The organism is Flavobacterium psychrotrophum, from assembly GCF_003403075.1.
GTDB lineage: Bacteria > Bacteroidota > Bacteroidia > Flavobacteriales > Flavobacteriaceae > Flavobacterium > Flavobacterium psychrotrophum.
On record NZ_CP031557.1, the window covers coordinates 360987 to 380528 of the forward strand.

General features: G+C 42.1%; 21 protein-coding genes. 10 read left to right on the plus strand and 11 right to left on the minus strand.

The genetic code is table 11. The features are described from left to right. The first annotated feature begins 3 nt into the window (after window positions 1–3). Window positions 4–1362 carry a UDP-N-acetylmuramate--L-alanine ligase gene (locus DYH63_RS01410; RefSeq protein WP_116787101.1) on the plus strand — a complete coding sequence of 453 codons (1359 nt, stop codon included), beginning with the start codon at window positions 4–6 and terminating at the stop codon, window positions 1360–1362. Between the two features lie 230 nt (window positions 1363–1592). Here DYH63_RS01410 and DYH63_RS01415 read toward each other — a convergent pair whose 3' ends face one another. Further along, entirely contained in the window at window positions 1593–2618 is a 1026-nt protein-coding gene (locus DYH63_RS01415; RefSeq protein WP_240409046.1) for a family 43 glycosylhydrolase, read from the minus strand. A gap of 206 nt (window positions 2619–2824) precedes the next feature. Between DYH63_RS01415 and DYH63_RS01420 the strand changes: the two genes are divergently transcribed. Next, complete coding sequence (locus DYH63_RS01420) at window positions 2825–3454, plus strand: META domain-containing protein (RefSeq protein WP_116787102.1); 630 nt, start codon at window positions 2825–2827, stop codon at window positions 3452–3454. Window positions 3455–3654: 200 nt separating this feature from the next. Here DYH63_RS01420 and DYH63_RS01425 read toward each other — a convergent pair whose 3' ends face one another. Beyond that, window positions 3655–4224 (minus strand): DUF1287 domain-containing protein, encoded by a 570-nt coding sequence (locus tag DYH63_RS01425; protein ID WP_116787103.1) that lies wholly within the window; start codon window positions 4222–4224, stop codon window positions 3655–3657. Window positions 4225–4320: 96 nt separating this feature from the next. On the opposite strand from DYH63_RS01425, the gene radC reads away from it, so the two are divergent. Next, window positions 4321–5019 carry a RadC family protein gene (radC, locus tag DYH63_RS01430; protein ID WP_116787104.1) on the plus strand — a complete coding sequence of 233 codons (699 nt, stop codon included), beginning with the start codon at window positions 4321–4323 and terminating at the stop codon, window positions 5017–5019. Window positions 5020–5121: 102 nt separating this feature from the next. Here the strand turns inward: radC and DYH63_RS01435 are convergent, their stop codons facing one another. From DYH63_RS01435 to DYH63_RS01450, 4 genes are all read right to left on the minus strand, one after another. Continuing rightward, window positions 5122–6030, minus strand: a complete 909-nt coding sequence (locus tag DYH63_RS01435) for a helix-turn-helix domain-containing protein (RefSeq protein WP_116787105.1) — start codon at window positions 6028–6030, stop codon at window positions 5122–5124. Window positions 6031–6092: 62 nt separating this feature from the next. Beyond that, window positions 6093–7130 (minus strand): NAD(P)-dependent alcohol dehydrogenase, encoded by a 1038-nt coding sequence (locus DYH63_RS01440; RefSeq protein WP_116787106.1) that lies wholly within the window; start codon window positions 7128–7130, stop codon window positions 6093–6095. A gap of 18 nt (window positions 7131–7148) precedes the next feature. Continuing rightward, the gene (locus DYH63_RS01445) at window positions 7149–8156 is read right to left on the minus strand and encodes an aldo/keto reductase (RefSeq protein ID WP_116787107.1); all 1008 of its coding nucleotides are present in this window, start codon (window positions 8154–8156) and stop codon (window positions 7149–7151) included. Window positions 8157–8456: 300 nt separating this feature from the next. Further along, window positions 8457–9101, minus strand: a complete 645-nt coding sequence (locus DYH63_RS01450) for an NAD(P)-dependent oxidoreductase (RefSeq protein WP_116787108.1) — start codon at window positions 9099–9101, stop codon at window positions 8457–8459. Between the two features lie 213 nt (window positions 9102–9314). Between DYH63_RS01450 and DYH63_RS01455 the strand changes: the two genes are divergently transcribed. The 6 genes from DYH63_RS01455 (at window position 9315) to DYH63_RS01480 (ending at window position 13623) form a co-directional block, all read left to right on the plus strand. After that, a complete protein-coding gene (locus DYH63_RS01455; protein ID WP_162926884.1) occupies window positions 9315–9695 on the plus strand; it encodes a hypothetical protein in 381 nt (126 codons plus the stop codon). 74 nt (window positions 9696–9769) lie between these two features. After that, window positions 9770–10396 carry an ABC transporter ATP-binding protein gene (locus tag DYH63_RS01460; RefSeq protein ID WP_116787110.1) on the plus strand — a complete coding sequence of 209 codons (627 nt, stop codon included), beginning with the start codon at window positions 9770–9772 and terminating at the stop codon, window positions 10394–10396. Window positions 10397–10399: 3 nt separating this feature from the next. Next, the gene (locus DYH63_RS01465) at window positions 10400–11668 is read left to right on the plus strand and encodes an ABC transporter permease (RefSeq protein WP_116787111.1); all 1269 of its coding nucleotides are present in this window, start codon (window positions 10400–10402) and stop codon (window positions 11666–11668) included. Beyond that, the gene (locus DYH63_RS01470) at window positions 11661–12146 is read left to right on the plus strand and encodes a hypothetical protein (RefSeq protein WP_116787112.1); all 486 of its coding nucleotides are present in this window, start codon (window positions 11661–11663) and stop codon (window positions 12144–12146) included. Before DYH63_RS01465 ends, DYH63_RS01470 begins: the two co-directional genes overlap by 8 nt. Window positions 12147–12149: 3 nt before the next feature. Then, entirely contained in the window at window positions 12150–12839 is a 690-nt protein-coding gene (locus DYH63_RS01475; protein ID WP_116787113.1) for a YjjG family noncanonical pyrimidine nucleotidase, read from the plus strand. A gap of 4 nt (window positions 12840–12843) precedes the next feature. Beyond that, window positions 12844–13623 (plus strand): hypothetical protein, encoded by a 780-nt coding sequence (locus DYH63_RS01480; protein WP_116787114.1) that lies wholly within the window; start codon window positions 12844–12846, stop codon window positions 13621–13623. 115 nt (window positions 13624–13738) lie between these two features. Here DYH63_RS01480 and DYH63_RS01485 read toward each other — a convergent pair whose 3' ends face one another. Beyond that, window positions 13739–15016: a replication-associated recombination protein A gene (locus DYH63_RS01485; protein WP_116787115.1), complete on the minus strand. Its 1278-nt coding sequence runs from the start codon at window positions 15014–15016 to the stop codon at window positions 13739–13741. A gap of 155 nt (window positions 15017–15171) precedes the next feature. On the opposite strand from DYH63_RS01485, the gene DYH63_RS01490 reads away from it, so the two are divergent. Then, window positions 15172–15960: a rhomboid family intramembrane serine protease gene (locus DYH63_RS01490; RefSeq protein WP_116787116.1), complete on the plus strand. Its 789-nt coding sequence runs from the start codon at window positions 15172–15174 to the stop codon at window positions 15958–15960. A gap of 43 nt (window positions 15961–16003) precedes the next feature. On the opposite strand, the gene rlmB is transcribed toward DYH63_RS01490, so the two are convergent. From rlmB to DYH63_RS01510, 4 genes are all read right to left on the minus strand, one after another. Then, on the minus strand, window positions 16004–16738 hold the full coding sequence (gene rlmB / locus DYH63_RS01495; protein WP_116787117.1) for a 23S rRNA (guanosine(2251)-2'-O)-methyltransferase RlmB: 735 nt from the start codon (window positions 16736–16738) through the stop codon (window positions 16004–16006). 63 nt (window positions 16739–16801) lie between these two features. After that, window positions 16802–17299 (minus strand): lipid-binding protein, encoded by a 498-nt coding sequence (locus DYH63_RS01500; RefSeq protein WP_240409047.1) that lies wholly within the window; start codon window positions 17297–17299, stop codon window positions 16802–16804. Window positions 17300–17316: 17 nt separating this feature from the next. Further along, entirely contained in the window at window positions 17317–17955 is a 639-nt protein-coding gene (locus DYH63_RS01505) for an immunoglobulin-like domain-containing protein (protein WP_116787118.1), read from the minus strand. Between the two features lie 11 nt (window positions 17956–17966). Beyond that, window positions 17967–19532: a SusD/RagB family nutrient-binding outer membrane lipoprotein gene (locus DYH63_RS01510; protein WP_116787119.1), complete on the minus strand. Its 1566-nt coding sequence runs from the start codon at window positions 19530–19532 to the stop codon at window positions 17967–17969. Between the last annotated feature and the right edge of the window lie 10 nt (window positions 19533–19542).

A 19542-nucleotide genomic window follows, 5' to 3' on the forward strand; every position in this document is an offset into this window, starting at 1 on the left:
TAAATGCGTACACATTTTATCGCCATAGGGGGCGCTGCCATGCACAACCTGGCACTAGCCCTGCACAGTAAAGGATATAAAGTAACCGGCAGCGACGATGCCATTTTTGAACCCAGCCGTACCCGCCTCGAAAAGAAAGGCCTGCTACCGGAAACACTGGGCTGGTTCCCTGAGCGCATTACAGCCGATATCGAAGCCATCATCCTAGGGATGCACGCCAAGGCCGATAACCCTGAGCTGCTTAAGGCGCAGGAACTCGGATTGAAAATATACAGCTATCCGGAGTTTTTATATGAGCAGAGCAAGAACAAAACCCGCGTAGTCATTGGCGGAAGCCACGGCAAAACTACCATTACCAGTATGATACTGCACGTAATGCACTACCACAACATTGAGGTAGACTATATGGTAGGTGCTCAGCTGGAAGGTTTTGATACCATGGTGCACCTTACCGAAGATAATGACTTTATTGTACTGGAGGGTGACGAATACCTTTCATCGCCTATGGACAGGAGGCCGAAATTTCACTTATACCAGCCTAATATTGCCCTGATAAGCGGCATAGCGTGGGATCATATCAATGTGTTCCCTACGTTTGAGAACTATGTAGAGCAGTTTGAAATATTCATACAGCAAATAACCAACGGCGGTATCCTTGTTTACAATGAGAACGATCCTGAGGTAAAACGCATTGCCGAAGCAGCGACTAACCCCATACGGAAGCTGCCTTACAGCACGCCGCAGTATGGTGTAGAAAATGGTATTACGCTTTTAGAAACGCCTGAAGGGCCAATGCCAATATCGGTATTTGGGGCACACAATCTTAATAACCTTGCCGGAGCCAAATGGATCAGCCAGAACATGGGTGTAGATGAAGCCGACTTTTATGAGGCCATTGCTACCTTTAAAGGGGCAAGCAAGCGCCTTGAAAAAATAGCCGAAAATGGTAAGAATGTCGCTTATAAAGATTTTGCGCATTCGCCTAGTAAGGTTGCCGCTACTACACGCGCCGTTAAGGAGCAGTACCCTGATAAAACACTTATTGCCTGTTTAGAGCTGCATACCTACAGCAGTCTTAATGCCGACTTTTTAAAAGAGTACCGTGGCGCGCTTGATGCTGCCGATGTTGCGGTAGTGTTCTATAGCCCCGATGCGGTGAAGATAAAACAACTTGAAGAAGTTAGTTATGAGCAAATAGCGGAGGCTTTTAATAGGGAAGACCTTATTATTTACACCAACCCCGCTGCATTTAAGCAATACCTGTACGAATTAAAATATGATACCAAAGGTGCTGCATTGCTGCTTATGAGCAGCGGCAACTATGGTGGACTTAATTTTGATGAGGTTAAAAACCTTATTTAGTTTTTCTGTTTATAGTTCAAAGTTAATAGTTTGTTGTTAGCTTCACTCTGCTCCCCGTCACTGTAAAGGCCTATATTAACCCTGTACAACATCTGAGAGTAGATGAAAAACGACACTATACTCAAATAAGGAATGAGCTTCACTCATACGAGATATAATCCTGCGTAAGCATGACACTGTCATTTGCGAGGTAATGAAGTATGAGTGAAGTTCCAACTATAAACTCTGAACTATTTAATTTCCACCAGCGGCCACCCATTTTTATCCCATTTCAGTTCGGTAATAATGAGCTTGGATGCCCCACCATCGGCAATGGAGTAGCCGTGTGCCACAAAATACTCTTTACCATCTATCTTATAAACCGAGTTGTGTCCAAGGGCGGCATATTTAACGCCGTCGCCTATGGCAAAGTCGGTACCGTTACCGTCCAGCATATCATAACCGGCTTTATCTACATACGGCCCGGTGACTGATTTAGACCTGCCCACCACCACATGGTAGTTGCTGTTTACACCCCGGCAACACATATCAAAAGATGCAAACAGGTAGTAATAATCACCGTGCTTGTACACAAATGCGCCCTCTATCTGGCTGTCTTCTAAACCATAATTATACAGCTTTTGAGTACTTGGCCTGCGTGCTATGGTATGCCACTCTTCCGGCAGGGCAAAGCCCGCCATATCATTAGTCATTTTCACAGCTTTCAGTCCATCCCAAAACGAACCAAATACAAACCACGGCGTGCCATTATCATCTACAATAATATTAGGATCTATGGCCTGCCACAGGTCGCGTCCCAGTACAGACTGCACTATCTTGCCCTGATCGGTCCATTTGTATTTCGGGCTTTTTTGGTTTAGGGTAGGGCTGGTAGCATGTCCTATCGCTGCATCGGGTTTGCCCGGAGTAGCATTACAGGCATAAAAAATATGGTACTGCCCCTTATAGAAAATAATATCCGGAGCCCATATATCTCCCTTAAATGACGGAAGCGCTTTTAGTACCCATTCGGGCAATGTTTCAAAAATAGGTTTACCCTCGGTCCAGGTCTTAAGGTCTTTAGAGTACATGGTACTAATGCCCTTGCCGGTTCCAAAAACATAGTAGGTGTCGCCATCTTTTGCCATTACAGGATCATGTACACCGGGGTTCTTAGGGTTAAAGGGTAAAACCGGTAATTCCGGCGGTGGAAGTACCTGGCTGTATGATGCAAATGTTGCAGTCAGCAGCCCACATAATAGTAGTTTTCTTAGCATGATTAATAAAGTGTTTAATTTACACTTATGCTAAGATATAAAAATTTACAACGTTATAGTTGTTTTGTTTGTCAAAAATAGAGGCGTGAAATTCTAAGTTTAGTTTTTTAAATAAAAATGGTTTACACCACAATAAAATTTATGTAGCAGTAAAGGCACTATTTTGTATTCATCGGTGTTAATACACTAAACCAATTTATAATACCATGAAAAAAATCGTTGCTTTTGCGGCACTATCAGCCGTATTGTTTTCCTGTTCTAATAATGATGATTCTAATGCCGCGCCGGACGAAGAGCCTTTTTTTAGCTTTAAAGTGGGCGATGTATGGGCTTATAGAAACTATAACCAAAACCATGGAGGTACATTTGTGCCTACAACAACAGATACGGTTAAAATTATTGGCACACTAATTTTTAACGGCAAAACCTATTTTGATTTTGAGACAACGAGCTACATGTCAGGGCAGGTCGTCAATTCTCTACACACTTACCAACGCGTCAATGAAGATGGGCATCTTGTAAACCAAAATGAAAGGGTTTTACACCCGGGGTCTGATACTGATTTTACGGATCACTATCCTTTTACAATAACCTCAGCCGACACATTGGGGTTTATGGCTACAAGGTTATATGCTCTTCAGGATGTTGATGTTGAAGGAGCTGCGTACAGCGCATATAAATATGAAAGTTATTATACACCTAATGAAAATGGTGGAGCTGAAGGTGTAGGTTATCAAACTTTTTACAGCCCGGGAGTCGGACTTGTTTTGAGCAGGGATCGTTATTTGACTGATGCAGACATAAGATTAGAAACGCGGCTTATTTACCACAAATAATAAAAACGCCTTCGGGCGTTTTATTATTTTTAAAGATGTATGCAGCCTTGAGCAGAACAGAATCACTGTGTACTGAATTTACATTTATATTAAATCTAAAAATTGCAACGTTGTGGTGGCTGGGTAATGTAAAAAAATTACGCACAGCTTATCGCAGCACCTAACTTTTGACTTCATGACCTTTAAACTTTCCGGCCAATCTATTTCTTATAGCGGTAATGTCCTGTAACTTCATATTCAAAAAGTACATCTTCCAGCACCTGCCCATGGCCTATGTTGTGTACAATTTTATTACGTCCGTTGACATCCTTTTTATTTACGACAAGGCCTATGTGTGGTACACCGCTGGCAAGCTTCCAGGTTACAATATCGCCGGGCTTATAGTCAGTCGCAGTTTTAGTTACCGGTATTGATGTCCCCTTACGGGTAAAAAAGGTTTGCAGGTTGGGTACGCGCCGGTGGTCAATATTGGTATCGGTGCTTTTAAGTCCCCATATTTTTGGATATTTTCTAAAGTTGGCAGCCATATCCTCATGCACTTCTTTTTGCAGGTCAATGCCCAGTTTCCGGTAGGCTCTGATTACTACATCGGTACACACGCCCTGTCCTTTGGGCACGTCGCCGTTAGGGTAAGACAACTGCGCGTAACGCGAATTATATTCGATAGTATTGTCTACAATGCTTAGTGTCGCATCAGAAAGCTTTTCGTAAAAGTCTTTCTGCATAAAAGATGATAAGCTAAGCGTAATAAAAAGAATAAAGTATTTCATGTTGAGTGGTTTATAACCCCAACGTAATATAATTAGCCTGTAGTATATTTAGCGTAGCCGATTTTAATTATCTTAGTACCAACCAATCATTACCCAATGGAAGACTTGCAACAAAACATATCCATAAAATACTGGGCTGAAGACGACCAGCCACGCGAAAAATTAATGCTTAAAGGCAAAGCTGCCCTTAGCGATGCCGAACTGATAGCCATACTCATTGGTTCCGGCAGCCGAAATGAAAGTGCTGTAGAACTGAGTAAGCGCATTTTAAAGAGCGTAGATAACAACCTGAATGCCCTGGGTAAACTTGGGCATAAACAGCTGATGGCTTTTAAAGGTATAGGTGATGCAAAGGCGGTAACCATAGCAGCGGCGATGGAACTGGGTCGAAGAAGGCGTGAGGAAGACGCGCCCGACCTTAAAAAGATTACCAGCAGCAAGGCGGTATTCGAGATCATGCAGCCTTTAATAGGCGAGTTGCCTCACGAGGAATTCTGGATTATTTATCTCAATAATTCTAACAAGGTGATATATAAAACCCAGCTTAGTAAAGGCGGGCTTACCGGCACCGTGGTAGATGTGCGATTGGTGTATAAAACGGCGTTAGAACACAATGCCGTGGGTATTATTTTGGTACACAACCACCCCAGCGGAACACTCATAGCCAGTGATGCCGACAAACAGGTTACACGCCAACTTAAAACCGCGGGCATGGCCCTCGACATTAAAGTGCTGGACCATGTTATTGTTACAGAACACAGTTATATGAGCTTTGCGGATGAGGGAATATTGTAGAGTTTTGTCATTCCGACGGTAGGAGGAATCTCTAAATAATCAGAGATTCTTCGACTCCGCTGCGCTGCGCTCAGAATGACAGAACTAATAAGCATAATCACTTTAATTAAATAATCTCCTATATTCCAACGGGCTTACATTGGCTTTAGCCTTAAACAGTTTACTGAACGACTGCGGGTGTTCAAAGCCCAAGCGATAGGCTATTTCGCTAACGGTAAGTTCTGTAGTACTTAGTATTTCTTTTGCCTTATCTATAAGTTTACTATGTATGTGCTGTTGTGCGTTTTGTCCAGTGTGGGCACGCAGCATATCGCTAAGGTAGCCGGGCGATACATTAAGGTAATCTGCCAGTTCTTTAACTCTTGGCAGGCAGGCTTCGGTACCGTTAAAATGATCGGTAAGCACCTGTTCCATTTTAGTAATAAGGTCATTATTGGCCTGTTTCCGTGTAATGAACTGACGGTTATAAAAGCGGTTGCAATAATTAAGCAATAGCTCTGTTTGCGACACCATTACATCCTGGCTAAAACCATCTATAGGCTGTTGGTATTCTTTTTCAATTGCACGCATTATGCCATTTATCATATCTTCTTCTGCCTCACTAAGGTGCAGGGCTTCGTGCGTAGCATACGAAAAGAACCCATATTCTTTAATGGTTTTATCCAAAGCATATCCCCTTAAAAAGTCCGGGTGAATCATCAGCCACATACCGTTAACGCTAACATCACTACCCTCGGTACTTATTACCTGTCCTGGCGAAAAAAAGGTCATAATCCCATTATCAAAGTCATAATAGTTTTGTCCGTATTTCATTCTCCCTTTAAAATCGCGTTTGGTGCAAATAGAGTAAAAATTATATTGCAGGCTTGTAAGGTTTTCATCCATAATGCAGGGCACATCTTTTAGGTTGATAACACTTACCAGCGGATGCAGCGGAGCAGGAAGACACAGCAGGCGGTGCATATCAGAAATGCTTTCAGGCGATGCTATTGTAGTTGCTGTTTTTTTCATCGTGCTAAAATTTAGAAAGAAAAGCTACCGTAAAGATAGCTTTTCTTTTGTGAGGCAAAGTATTAAAGTGTAGCAAGGTCTATAACAAAGCGGTAGCGTACATCGCCTTTTTCCATGCGCTCATAAGCATCGTGAATATCTTCAATGCCAATGATCTCAATGTCTGAAACAATGTTATGCTCAGCGCAAAAGTCCAGCATTTCCTGGGTTTCTGCCAGGCCGCCAATGCCGCTTCCGGCAACGGCCTTACCTCCGGCAAGTAAAGAGAATGCCGGTATCTGGTACGGTTCACTCGGCGCCCCAAGGGCAATGTGTGTACCACGGCTTTTTAGCATATTAAGATACAGGTTGATGTCGTGCGGGCCTGATACGGTATCTACAATAAAGTCGAATGTTTTGGTAACGGCAGCTACCTGATCCGGGTCTTTTGTAACTACAAAATGGTGTGCACCCAGTACCTTTGCATCCTCTTCTTTAGCGGGCGATGTACTGAGTACGGTAACATCGGCACCAAAGGCTACGGCAAATTTTACAGCCATATGGCCTAATCCGCCAAGTCCAAGCACGGCCACTTTATGCCCGGGGCCTACCTTCCAGTAGCGCAGGGGAGAGTAGGTAGTAATACCCGCACAAAGTAGTGGTGCTACAGCAGCCAGTGGTAACTTATCAGACACGTGCAGGGCAAATTCTTCTTTTACAACAATATTGTTGCTATAACCGCCTTGCGTAGGCGTGCCGTCTTTGCCCATAGCGTTATAAGTTTGCACACCCTCGCTACAAAACTGCTCCAGGTCTCCCTTACAGTCTTCGCAATGCCCACAGCTGTCTACCATACAGCCTACACCGGCAAGGTCGCCAATTTTAAAATTTGTTACGTGCGCGCCTACCGCAGCTATACGCCCTACAATTTCGTGTCCCGGTACCATAGGGAATATCCCCGGAAACCAGTCGTTTTTTATCTGGTGCAGGTCGCTATGGCATACCCCGCAGTACAAAATATCGATCAACACATCATGTGCACCTACTTCACGGCGTTCAAAATCCCACGGTGCCAGGTTTGTTTCTGCACTTTGTGCAGCATATCCTTTACTCTTTGTCATATTTGTTGTTTAAGTTTGTTATTGGTTTACCAATGTCATGCCCCAGGCATCATAGCGGTCGCCGGTTACGGTTCCTAAAGGTACAATACTTTCCAGGCGTTTGTTTTCTTCGGCACTTAATACTATAGATGCTGCCTCAATGTTCTGCTCTACATACTTTACGCGTTTGGTACCCGGTATGGGCACAAAGCCTTTGTTTACTGCCCAGGCAATTGAGAGTTGCGACGGTGTAACACCCTTTTCTGTAGCCAATGTAGTAATGGCTTCCAGTAATTCGATGTTTTTGTAGAATTGTTCTCCCTGAAATTTCGGGATACTGCGGCGGAAGTCGTTCTCTGCAAAATCATCCGGGCTTTTTATGTCACCCGAAATAAAGCCACGTCCAAGTGGCGAATAAGGTACAAAGCCAATGCCCAGCTTTGTAAGCGTATCAAACACGCCTGCCTCTTCTACAGTGCGTTCAAACAGCGAGTATTCAGACTGCACTGCCGTTACCGGATGCACGGCGTGGGCTTTTTCGATAGTTGATGATCCTACTTCAGATAGGCCGATATATTTTACCTTGCCTTCTTTAACAAGATCAGCCATTGCGCCCACGGTTTCTTCGATAGGTACGTTGGGGTCAAGGCGGTGCATATAATACAGGTCAATATAATCAGTACCCAGGTTCTTAAGCGAACGCTCTACGGCTTTTTTAATGTAGTCTTTAGAGGCGTTTATCTTCCAGGTAAGTTGTTCGTTATCGTCTATTTCCCAGGCAAATTTTGTGGCAATTGTATAATTGTCACGGTTACCCGAAATGGCTTTGGCAATAAGCCTTTCATTCAGCATAGGGCCATAAAGATCGGCCGTATCCAGGAAGTTGCCGCCCAGTTCGAGCGAACGGTGTATTGTTGCAATTGCTTCGGCTTCATCTGCCTTACCATAAATATCTGCACCGGCTAATGATGTCATGCCCATACACCCTAATCCTATGGCGGGTACTACAAGACCCTGATTGCCTAAGTTTACTTTTTTAATGCTCATGTTTTATTTTTTTTGAATTGATAATTGAACACTACAAAGTTGCTATAATCTTATTTTGAAACTGTAGCCAGATTGATGGGTGTTGTATCCAAATTGATACTGAAGTGGTTTAAACTTTTTCAATTGGCTGTAAAATGTTCTTTTCGCCCCAAATTCCGCCTATTTTCTTACTCCGTAGCGCTGCTATGCAGTGCCAAAAAGCCAAAATTTGAAGCAAAAATCCCTATTTTTAGCTTCAATCAAAAAAGTTAAATCACTTCACTGTAAAAATTCAGGCCCCAATTTGGAGCCTGAAAAAAGTTAGATATTAAAAACAAAGGGAGCCTTGCGATGATATGATGTATCGTTTAGCTGGCTGACCAAAAAACTGGCGAGTGTTGTGGCACTTATGGCATTGCCAGGACAGTCTTTTAAGTTTATGCTTACATCAGCAAGGTCATCTGTTAGTTCTATTAAAGGCAAACGCACCATAGTAAAGTTGAGATTACTATTTATCAACAACTCATATTCTTCCTGCTTATCGTGAGTAGAGATGGGGTAATTGGTATACATCCAGTCTGTTGCCATTTGTGTACCGGCTGTTTTGTCATCATCCGGAGTGCTTACATTAAGTCCGGTTGTAACAATGTAGCGGTTTATGCCCAGTATGTTAGCGGCTTTAATGATATTTTGAGCACTATGGCTAAAAATTGTAGGTTCGCTGGGCGGTAATCCCAGTCCCAGTGTGCTTATTATTGCACAGCAACCGCTAAGGGTATCATATATGCTCTGATATTCAGTAACATCGCCGGTTATAATTTCGGCACTATCCATAAAAGGCTTCAGGTGCTGTGGGTTTCGTACCAGCATTTTTATGCTATAGCCTTTTTGTAAAAGGTTTTTTACGAGGTATTGGCCAGACTTTCCGGTGCCGCCTATAACGGCTATTTTTGTATGTAAGTTCATGAGATATCTCTTTTATAAAATTATTGCAAATAAAAACCTGCCCGCTATATGCTTAGCAGGGATGCAGTTGAGGTACTGCTATTGTGTAATATTTTATAAAGAGATCCTAATATTCCAAAAGTATAAATTTTTAAGGAAATTTTATATTATGGGTTTGTTAATCTGCTTTACCAATAATTGCCGTTGCTTTAACTTTGTATTAAAATACAGGCTATGAGCAATTACACAATGACCTTTTACTGCCGGGACTGCCTCGCTATGCCCGAAGATGTGCGGATGCGCCAAAAGCACCTGCGTGAAGAAGTAGTTGATAAAATGCAAACGCATAAGCTTGAACTGGTTGACTTTAATCTTACAGAGAATTATCAGCATTACCCTGAGTATGCTACCCGTGGCAGGCATAAAACACTGGTTGAAATAAAGCTGGACTTGAGCCGTGCCGATATGAAGACGCGCGAAAGTATTTATAACCGTTGTTTTATAGCGTTGCAGCAGCACGAAGTAGAACTTAGTGAATGGACACATCACGAAGACGGTAAAATACCGCAAAGCATCCTTGTGTTTGATATGAAACAGCAGGCACAGGCATCTTAAAACTTGCTTAACCTTATAAAAGTATTTTAATTTGCCTGCCAAAATCATTACCTTGCATACCTATATTTTTTGGTATGATAAAAACCGGTGCTATCCGCTTTTCTTATAATAAAGGCACATCATTTACTTTTCCTGACATTACTGCAAATGCCGGAGAAACACTGTTGATAACAGGAGGTTCGGGCAAGGGGAAAACCACACTCTTACATCTTTTAGGCGGGCTGTTGCGTCCGCAACAGGGTGAAGTTTCTATAGACGGAACTAATGTCGCCACACTTTCAGATAAACAACTCGACCGTTTCCGCGGGCAGTATATTGGCATTGTATTGCAGCAGGCCTATTTTGTTGCGGCACTTTCTGTACTCGAAAATGTTGCGCTTGCTTCATGGTTGGCAACAGGTAAACAGGCTACAGATAAAGCGAAACAATTACTGGAGCAATTAGGCCTTGGTGAGCAGCTTCATAAACTTCCGTCACAACTCAGCATTGGTCAGCAACAACGCGTTTCTATTGCGCGTGCGCTTATAAACAGCCCTAAGCTTCTATTGGCAGATGAGCCTACCAGCAGCCTTGACGACGAGAATGCGTATGTAGTGGCAGATATGCTCTCGGCGCTTGCAAAGCAGTTTGGTACCGCGCTGGTAATTGTTACGCACGACCAAAGGCTTAAAGACCGTTTTCCTAACCAAATATCCCTGTAAACAATGATAACCAAAATAGCCTGGAAAAATATTTGGTACAAGCCGCTTAATACTGCGCTTAGCATTATACTGCTTACCGCCAGTGTAGCCATTATTACCCTGCTGATACTTTTGCAGGAACAATTCGAGAAAAAATTTAGTGATAACATAGCGGGTACCGATATGGTACTGGGCGCACAGGGCAGCCCGTTACAGCTCATACTTTCTGCCATTTATCAGGTAGATGCCCCAACGGGAAACATCAGTTATGACGAAGCCAAGGTGTGGATGCACAACCCTATGGTAAAGACAGCTATTCCCCTTGCCTTTGGCGATAATTATAAAGGTTTTAGGATTGTGGGTACGACGCCCGAATACCTTACACATTTTGATGCCGTATTTAAAGAGGGAACGGTTTTTACTAAAGATTTTGAAGTAGTGGTGGGCAGCGACATTGCCGAAAAAATGAACCTTAAAATAGGTGAAAAATTTTTTGGCGCGCATGGCGATGCTGCCGAGGGCGAAATGCACGAAGACCATGCTTATATTGTTACCGGAATTACAAAACCTACAGGTAAGGTCATAGACAACCTTATATTGTGTAATGTACCCAGCGTTTGGGCCATGCACGACCATGAGCATGACGAGGCTGTGGCCGAAGCAGGGGAGCACCACCACGACCATCATGAGGGAGAAGAAACTCATGAACATGAAGAGCACCATGACGAAGCAATAAGTGAAGAAGGTAAGGAGATAACCGCAGCCCTTATAAAATTTAAAGGCCCGCGTGCCATAGTAATGTGGCCGCGCATGGTAGCCATGAATACCAAGATGCAGGCAGCATCGCCGGCTATAGAAATTAACCGCTTGTTCTCATTGTTTGGTATAGGTTTACAGGCACTGCAATATATGGCTATGGGTATTATGCTCATATCTGGCATCAGTATTTTTATTGCACTTTATAACACGCTGAAAGAGCGTAAATACGAATTTGCACTTTTGCGCGTTAATGGGGCAAGCCGCCTGCAATTACTGGCACTTGTGCTTATAGAGAGCCTGCTGCTATGTGTTACGGGGTTTCTTTTCGGCACGGTTGTTGGGCGCATAGGGCTGGCACTGCTTTCGGGCAGTAGCGAATCTGAGTTTAAAATGGCTTTTAACCCCTATGAGTTTGTGTGGCAAAAAGAAGGATATTTACTGGCACTCACTATCTTTGTAGGGATTTTAGCGGCGGTAATACCCGCTGTAAAAGCATATAGTCTAAATATTTCAAAAACACTTGCAAATGCGTAAGATAATAATAGTGGCAGCCCTGGCCATTTCGGGTTTATTTTTTGTTTCAATGGCATCACCATCGGTTAAAACCGAACCTGCTCCGGTAAGTACCGCAGTATATAATGATACCCTGAACTGGAAACAACTCGCAGAGATAAAATACCTTAAAAAACCAAGCAAAGATTATCCTGAAGGGGTAATGTTTCCGGTTATAAATACCAAACTTAAAGCAAAACAGAGCAAAACCATTGTAATGAGTGGCTTTGTAATACCTATAGACGAGAAAAGCTATGCACTTAGCAAAAATGTATTTGCATCATGCTTTTTTTGCGGACAGGCAGGGCCGGAAACCATTATGGGGATCAAATTTAAAAACCCGGGACAAAAGTTTAAGACAGATACCTATGTAACGCTACAGGGTACCTTTCGTTATAACGACAATGATGTGGAAGACTGGATCTACCATATAGAAAATGCCGTTGTAGTAAAAAAATAAGCCATGAAAATTACCAATAAAAAAGCCGTTTTCTTTGACCTTGACCATACCTTATGGGATTTCGAGAAAAATTCCGCACTGGCCTTTGAGCACATACTTACACAAAATAATGTACAGGTAGATGTGGCACATTTTATTTCGCTGCACGTACCCATAAATGCAAATTACTGGAAGCTGTACCGCGACGGGCTTGTTACTCAGCAACAGCTACGTTATGGCAGGCTTAAAGATGTATTTGATATACTGGAGTATAAGGTAGACGATGTGCTAATTAGCAAACTTTCTGAGGAGTATGTCGCAACCCTTCCGTTAAATAACCATCTGTATGATGGAGCACTCGAAATACTGGAATATCTTAAGCCAAAGTACAGCCTGCACATAATTACCAATGGTTTTCATAACGTGCAGGAAGGCAAGCTGAAGAATAGCGGGCTTGAAGGTTATTTTCAGACTGTAACAAATAGTGAAAATGCGGGTTGTAAAAAGCCACATCCGGCTATTTTTGAATATGCGCTGGCAGCAGCTAATGCCCTGAAAGAAGACAGCATCATGATAGGCGACTGTATCGAAGCTGATGTACAGGGCGCGCTGGATTGTGGTATCGACGCTATATTTTTTGATGAACACCGTGCGGGAGCGCACGCTTCTATACCGCGGGTTAACCACCTGCTGGAACTTAAAAACCTGCTTTAATTATATGAAAAAGATCGTTTTGTTTTTTGCCCTGCTTTTTGCAGGGGCTGCATTCGCCCAGAGCGAAAATATTAATAACTATAAGTATGTAATAATTCCTGAAAAGTTTGACTTCTTTAAGGAGGCAAATAAGTATAACCTTAACAACCTTACAAAAATGGCCTTAGAAAAGTATGGTTTTACTGTACTTTACACTAACCAGCAGATGCCCGCTGAGGTTGCCCTAAACCGCTGTGGCGCATTATATGGTGATCTTATAAATGATTCGGGAATGCTTACCACTATAGTTTCAATTGTACTGAAAGACTGTACAGGCAAAGTATTATTTACATCAGAAAAAGGAAAGAGTAAGCAGAAAGATTATCAAAAAGCATATTATGAGGCTACACGCATTGCAGGGGCATCATTAGCAGATCTTAACTACCAGTACAATGGTGCTGTAATAGCTGTGCCTGCTACACCTACGCCGGCAGTGCCACAAGCTACTGCCGTTGCTACAAATAGTAATAGTACTGCTACGGCAACAGCTACTGCAGTAGCTGTTGTGCCGGTACCTGTAAATAATGAGAACCAGCTTTTTGCGCAACCCATTACTAACGGTTATCAACTGGTAGATACTACACCTAAAGTGGTGCTTAAGATGTACAAGACATCTCAACCCGATTCATACAGTGCGCAGGGAGACGGTAAAAACGGTGTTGTATTTAAAAAAGCAAATGAGTGGTTTTTTGAATACTACCAAAATGATAAGCTTGTAAGTGAGAAACTGAATATTAAGTTTTGATTTTAGATTAAAATCAAAAGCTTGAAGTTATAAAAAGAAAGTCCCGGGCAAAACCCGGGACTTTCTTTTTATAATTGATACAATTTTATGACTCTGTACTTTTAAAATGTTTCGACTAATACCCGTACTTCCCTTTCCAGCGGTTTCTTAAAAAATCCCTGGTACCATTCTCACGGCTATTGTTTCCCGGTTCATAAAATGGCGTGTTGCTTATAGCATCGGGCAGGAACTCCTGATCAGCAAAGTTATTATCAAAATCGTGGGCATATTTATAGTCGTCGCCATACCCCAGTTCTTTCATCAGCTTTGTTGGTGCATTACGCAGATGCAATGGCACAGGCAGGTCTCCCGTTTGTTTTACAATGCTTTGTGCTTTGCCAATGGCCATATAGCTGGCATTGCTTTTAGGCGATGTTGCCAGGTAAATGGCGCACTGGCTTAGCAATATCCTCGATTCAGGGTAACCTATAGTACTTACTGCCTGAAACGTGTTATTTGCCATGATTAGTGCCGTAGGATTGGCATTGCCTATATCTTCGCTGGCCAATATCAGCATACGGCGTGCTATAAATTTCAGGTCCTCTCCGCCTTCAATCATCCGCGCCAGCCAGTAAACAGCCCCATTAGGGTCGCTGCCACGCATCGATTTTATAAAAGCGGAAATTATGTCATAGTGCTGCTCCCCGGTTTTGTCATACAAAACGGTATTTTTTTGAGCAAGCTGCATTACACGTTCATTAGTTATTTCTATTTCTTCGCCTTCACTTGCGTTTATAACCAGCTCAAAAATATTAAGCAATTTACGTCCGTCACCTCCGCTCAGGCGCAGTAGTGCTTCTGTTTCTTTAAGGTCAATTTTTTTAGTTTTCAGGTAGGCATCTGCCTCCATGGCGCGGTGTAGCAGGGCTTCAAGGTCTTCGCGGGTAAACGCATTTAAAACATATACCTGGCAACGCGAAAGTAATGCGGGGATAACTTCAAAACTGGGATTCTCTGTAGTAGCCCCTATAAGAGTAACCCAGCCTTTTTCTACTGCTGCAAGCAGCGAATCCTGTTGCGATTTACTGAAACGGTGAATCTCATCTATAAACAGTATGGGGTTTTTAGCGGTAAAAATACCACCACTCTGTTTGGCTTTGTCTATAACCTCGCGCACATCTTTTACACCTGCATTAATGGCACTCAGTACATAAAAGGGGCGGTTGCTCTCCTGCGCCATAATTTGCGCCAGGGTAGTTTTTCCTGTGCCCGGCGGCCCCCATAAAATAAGCGATGGTATGAGGCCGCGCGCTATCTGGTGGGTAAGCGACCCGTTAGGCCCAACAAGATGTTGCTGGCTTATATATTCTGATAAATGCTGCGGGCGTATGCGTTCTGCCAAAGGTGCTTCCATAGGTGTAAAATTACAGATTTATATGAATATGGCGTGTTTGAAAAATGCTAAAAGAGCATACTGCGATTGTTATATGCTTTTCAATAAACACTTATGATTTCACTGACATTTTAACAGTAAAATATTTTTGGTGGTCTTTTTGATGTGCTTACCGCATGAAAGACAATTACGATCAATTTAAATTCTCGCCTTCTGTAATCCTGTGGCCACTTGCCTTTGTGCTCGTGCTTTGGGTTGTTTACTGGACAGAAGTGCGTTTTCATATATACCTTACTGAATATGGTATTTTGCCACGTACCCTAAAAGGCCTGCGCGGAATTATCCTGAGCCCTTTTTTGCACGGCAGCCTGGAACATTTATATAATAATAGTATTCCGTTGTTTTTACTGGTGGCCGCCGTACGGTATTTTTACAGGCGCTATGCCTGGCAGGTTATTGTATATGGAATATTAGTTTCGGGGGCTATTACCTGGCTAATAGGGCGGGGTGGAAGCTACCATATAGGTGCCAGTGGACTCATTTATGCATTGGTAAGCTTTGTGTTTTTTAAAGGTATTTTTACAGGTTATTATCGGTTAGTTGCCGTTTCTATGATTGTTACCCTGTTGTATGGAGGAATGGTTTGGTATGTCTTTCCAGGAGTAGATGAGGAGATAAGTTGGGAAGGACACCTTGGCGGATTTATTGCCGGACTGATTTTTTCGCGTATTTACGAAACGCCTGAGTATGAAAAGCAAATTGTTTACGACTGGCAGCGGCCGGATTTTGACTCATCTAAAGATCCATTTATGAAGCGCTTTGATGCCAATGGGGTTTTTGTAAATCCACCCAAGCCGGAAGATATTGAAGTGGTTGATGCCGAAATACTTTCGCCACCCGCTGCTACTATAAACTATGTTTATATTTATGTGCCGGATAAGGGAAATACTGAAGCTGAGGTATAAAAAAACAGCCACTAAGGCTGTTTCATATTTTTTAAAATCAAAATTAACTTCTTTGTCTTACAGCCTCATATAAAAAGGCACCACAGGCTACAGAAACATTTAGCGAACCTATGCTGCCAAACATTGGTAGTTTTGCTTTCTCATCTACAATTTTAAGTACCGACGGATTAATACCGCGGTCTTCGCTGCCCATTATAATAGCTAAAGGCTCATTAAAAGAAAGGTCATAAATTGTGCTGTCTGTCTTTTCTGTTGCGGCTACGGTTTTAATACCGGAGCCCTGAAGGTGGAAAATAGCATCTTTAATATGTTCTACTTTACAAATAGGCACATTAAATACGGCACCGGCCGAAGTTTTAACGGTATCGCCATTTACAGGTGCAGACCCTTGCTTTTGTACAATAATACCATCTACACCGGTACACTCTGCCGTGCGGATGATAGCGCCAAAGTTACGGGCATCACTAAGCTGGTCCAGTATAAGGAACAGGGGAGTACGGCCGCTTTCTAATACTGTTTCTACCAGTGTTTCAAGATCCTGAAATTTTATAGGGGCAATGCTGGCCACAGCGCCCTGGTGGTTGTTTGGCGTAAGCCTGTTTAATTTTTCAACAGGTACATAACTAAAGTTAATACTGTTTTGCTTAAGGGCTTTCATCAAATCGCGCATAAGGTCGCCCTGTGCGTCTTTTTGTATAAATACCTTATCAACTTCCTTACCTGCGCTTATTGCTTCAATAATGGCCCTGATGCCAAATATCTGGTGATCTTTTTCCATAATGCAAAGGTATAAAAAAACCATCCCCGAAGGGATGGTCTTTCTTATTAACTAACCAAATTATTAATGTTCGTCTTCTTCAAATCCTGTACGCTTACGTCCGGAAAAGATAAGTACTGTTTCCGGGTCATAATCAAATACACCTTTAAAGTAAATACTGTCTACTACAACACCTGATTCTGTATGTGCCCCATTTTTAATAATCTTACCTTCCGTAATGGTAACTTTAGAATCATCTGCAAAATTGGTAAGGTTACTGCCACTAAAGGTTAGATTTTGCAGATCATACTGTACTACAGATTCCAGGTACCATCCATAAAACTGGGTAGCGTCAAAACGGTCACTTATCCAAAGGCCACCATTATTATCATCATAAGTGCGATGTAGCGCATTTGCCACCTGTACAGTGCCGGTTTCATCACTAATATTTATAAACCATTCACCATTCATAGTTAATGAAGGTTTGCCGTCAGCATCATAGTCAGCATACCCATCTTCATCACATGAAATTACAAATAAGATTGCAACAACCGGCAGAAGTATATATTTAAATTTTTTCATGTTTCAGTTTTTTAAAATTACCTTGTAAAGTTCCTTACCGCTGTACCATAAGTTGCAGAAGCGTATAACACCCATGTGAAGTTGTTTTCACTAACAATAGTGCCAATGTTTGTTTCCACACTTATTCCTGATTCAGATGTGTTTGTCTGATAAGGTGCATAAATACGTTCATCATCGATGTTATAGAATGTAAATTTTATGAAATTCTTTGCATCGGCAATGCCTAATCCCCCTGCATTGTCAGAGGTATATACTCTATCTGCAATCTTCACAATATTATTAGCATTTCCATTACGATAAAAAGTACCTTCAAGATTAATTGTACTTGGTTCGGCACTTAATACTATAATAGTCCTGCGTAGTTGAGCTGAAAAGCCATCTTCATTTGCTGATGAGTAATAAAGGTCATATACCCCCGGTGTCGTAGGATCTACGTTTCCGGTAGTTGTAACTTCTACTTCGTCTTCGCCAATTAAAGATACAGCACCCTGATCAGTAAAAGAATCTCCCTCAGTTAGTACCACCACGGCTTCTCCATTTAGAGTCATCTCTGGGTATACAGTTACCCTCGATCCTATAGGATCTTCATTTTCGCATGATGTAAGGCCTGTAGCTAACACCATTGCCAAAATCCCTAATTTAAATATATTTTTCATAAGCTATTTTTTTATTCAGGTTTTTGATCCCACCAAACGTTTTCAAGTAAGTTAGCATGCTGGGTTATATTAGGGTTTCTATTAGCCTCATCATCCGGATAGAATAATATACTGGGCTGGTTTGTACCCGAAAGTACAGAAATTAGTGATGGAATACGATTACCAATGCTATAATCTTGTGTGCCCGTAGATACCACTTCAGGAAATTTAGTTCTTGTAGACTCTATCCATGCTTCGATATTATTGATATATGGTAATGATGCCCATTTCTGTACGATTACCTGTCTAAGAGCTGTTTCAACATTACCATTAGGTACATATTCGTAAACACCACCCGTACCTGTAAGGTCATTTGCTAAAACACCTGTTTGGGCTACTGTCCAAGGAGAGTCAGATTCTCGAGTTGGATCATCTTTTGTAAAATCGGTATTGATATTAATAAAGAAACGACTTTGATAAATAGTCAAAGAAGAAAGCACCCCAGCATCATATTTTTCTTTAGCTCCTGCACCGCCTGCATAACGAATAAGTGCTTCGGCCTGCATAAAATTACTTTCTACTGTACTCATTAGGAATACAGGGGTTTTAGGCCTTATGTTTGGCCTTGCATAAGCCTGTGCTGTGTTGTTAAATGTATTGCCGCTTCCTTGCGCTATGGAAGTATATTCTCCATTAAGGGGGCTACGCCTATATACAACCTTAAGCCTTGGGTCATCATTAGCATCATAGAAATCATGAAGCGCATTACTGGCGATGTGGTTACCATCGCCAAGCCCACTACCACCTGTTGAGAGAAAGGTACCGTAAAAAGGGTTGGTTTTATTCACAACATTTACAAAAGTTGCAAATGCGGCTTCTTGTGTAAGGAAATTGTCCTCTGCCATCAGGGCATTTACCGCTGCAGGATTGGCTTGTGGCGTATATGCCATGCGCAGGTATATTTTTAATTTCAGCGTGTTTATAAACTGTTTCCATAAATTTATATCACCGCCATAAATTACATCCTGGCTAGGGAAAGCCGCAGTTGTTGGATTGGCATCATAAGCAGCTACTGCAGCATTAAGCTTAACAATCAGGTCGGTATAAATTTCTGCACCTGTGTCTACTTTTGGAGTTATATTTCCACTTGTTCCCTGAAGTGCTTCTGAATATGGTACGTCATTAAAAAGGTCTACTAATAACTGATATGTATAGGCTCTTAATGCCTCTGCTATAAGAAGTGTGGCGGTATCACCGGCTTCTTCAGATTCTGCAGATACATACTGTAGGTCTGTTAATGCTCCTGCATATAATTGTGTCCATGGAGTATTAGCATAACCTGTGTTTAAGTTATAAGAGTCAATATTTTCAAACTGGCTGGCAGATGGAGCCTGTGTATGATATTGTGCAAGGAAGCCTCCCAGGCTTGTTAGCTCACCGCCTACAACTGTGGCGATATTGGCTTGTGCAGATGTTAATGCCAACCCCGCATTAATTTCGCCGGGATAGTTAGGGTCTGTATTTATATCAAGATCCTTATCACACGATACAAACAGCCCTACAAGCATTACAATTACTAATTTATGTATATTTTTCATAGTGCTTTTT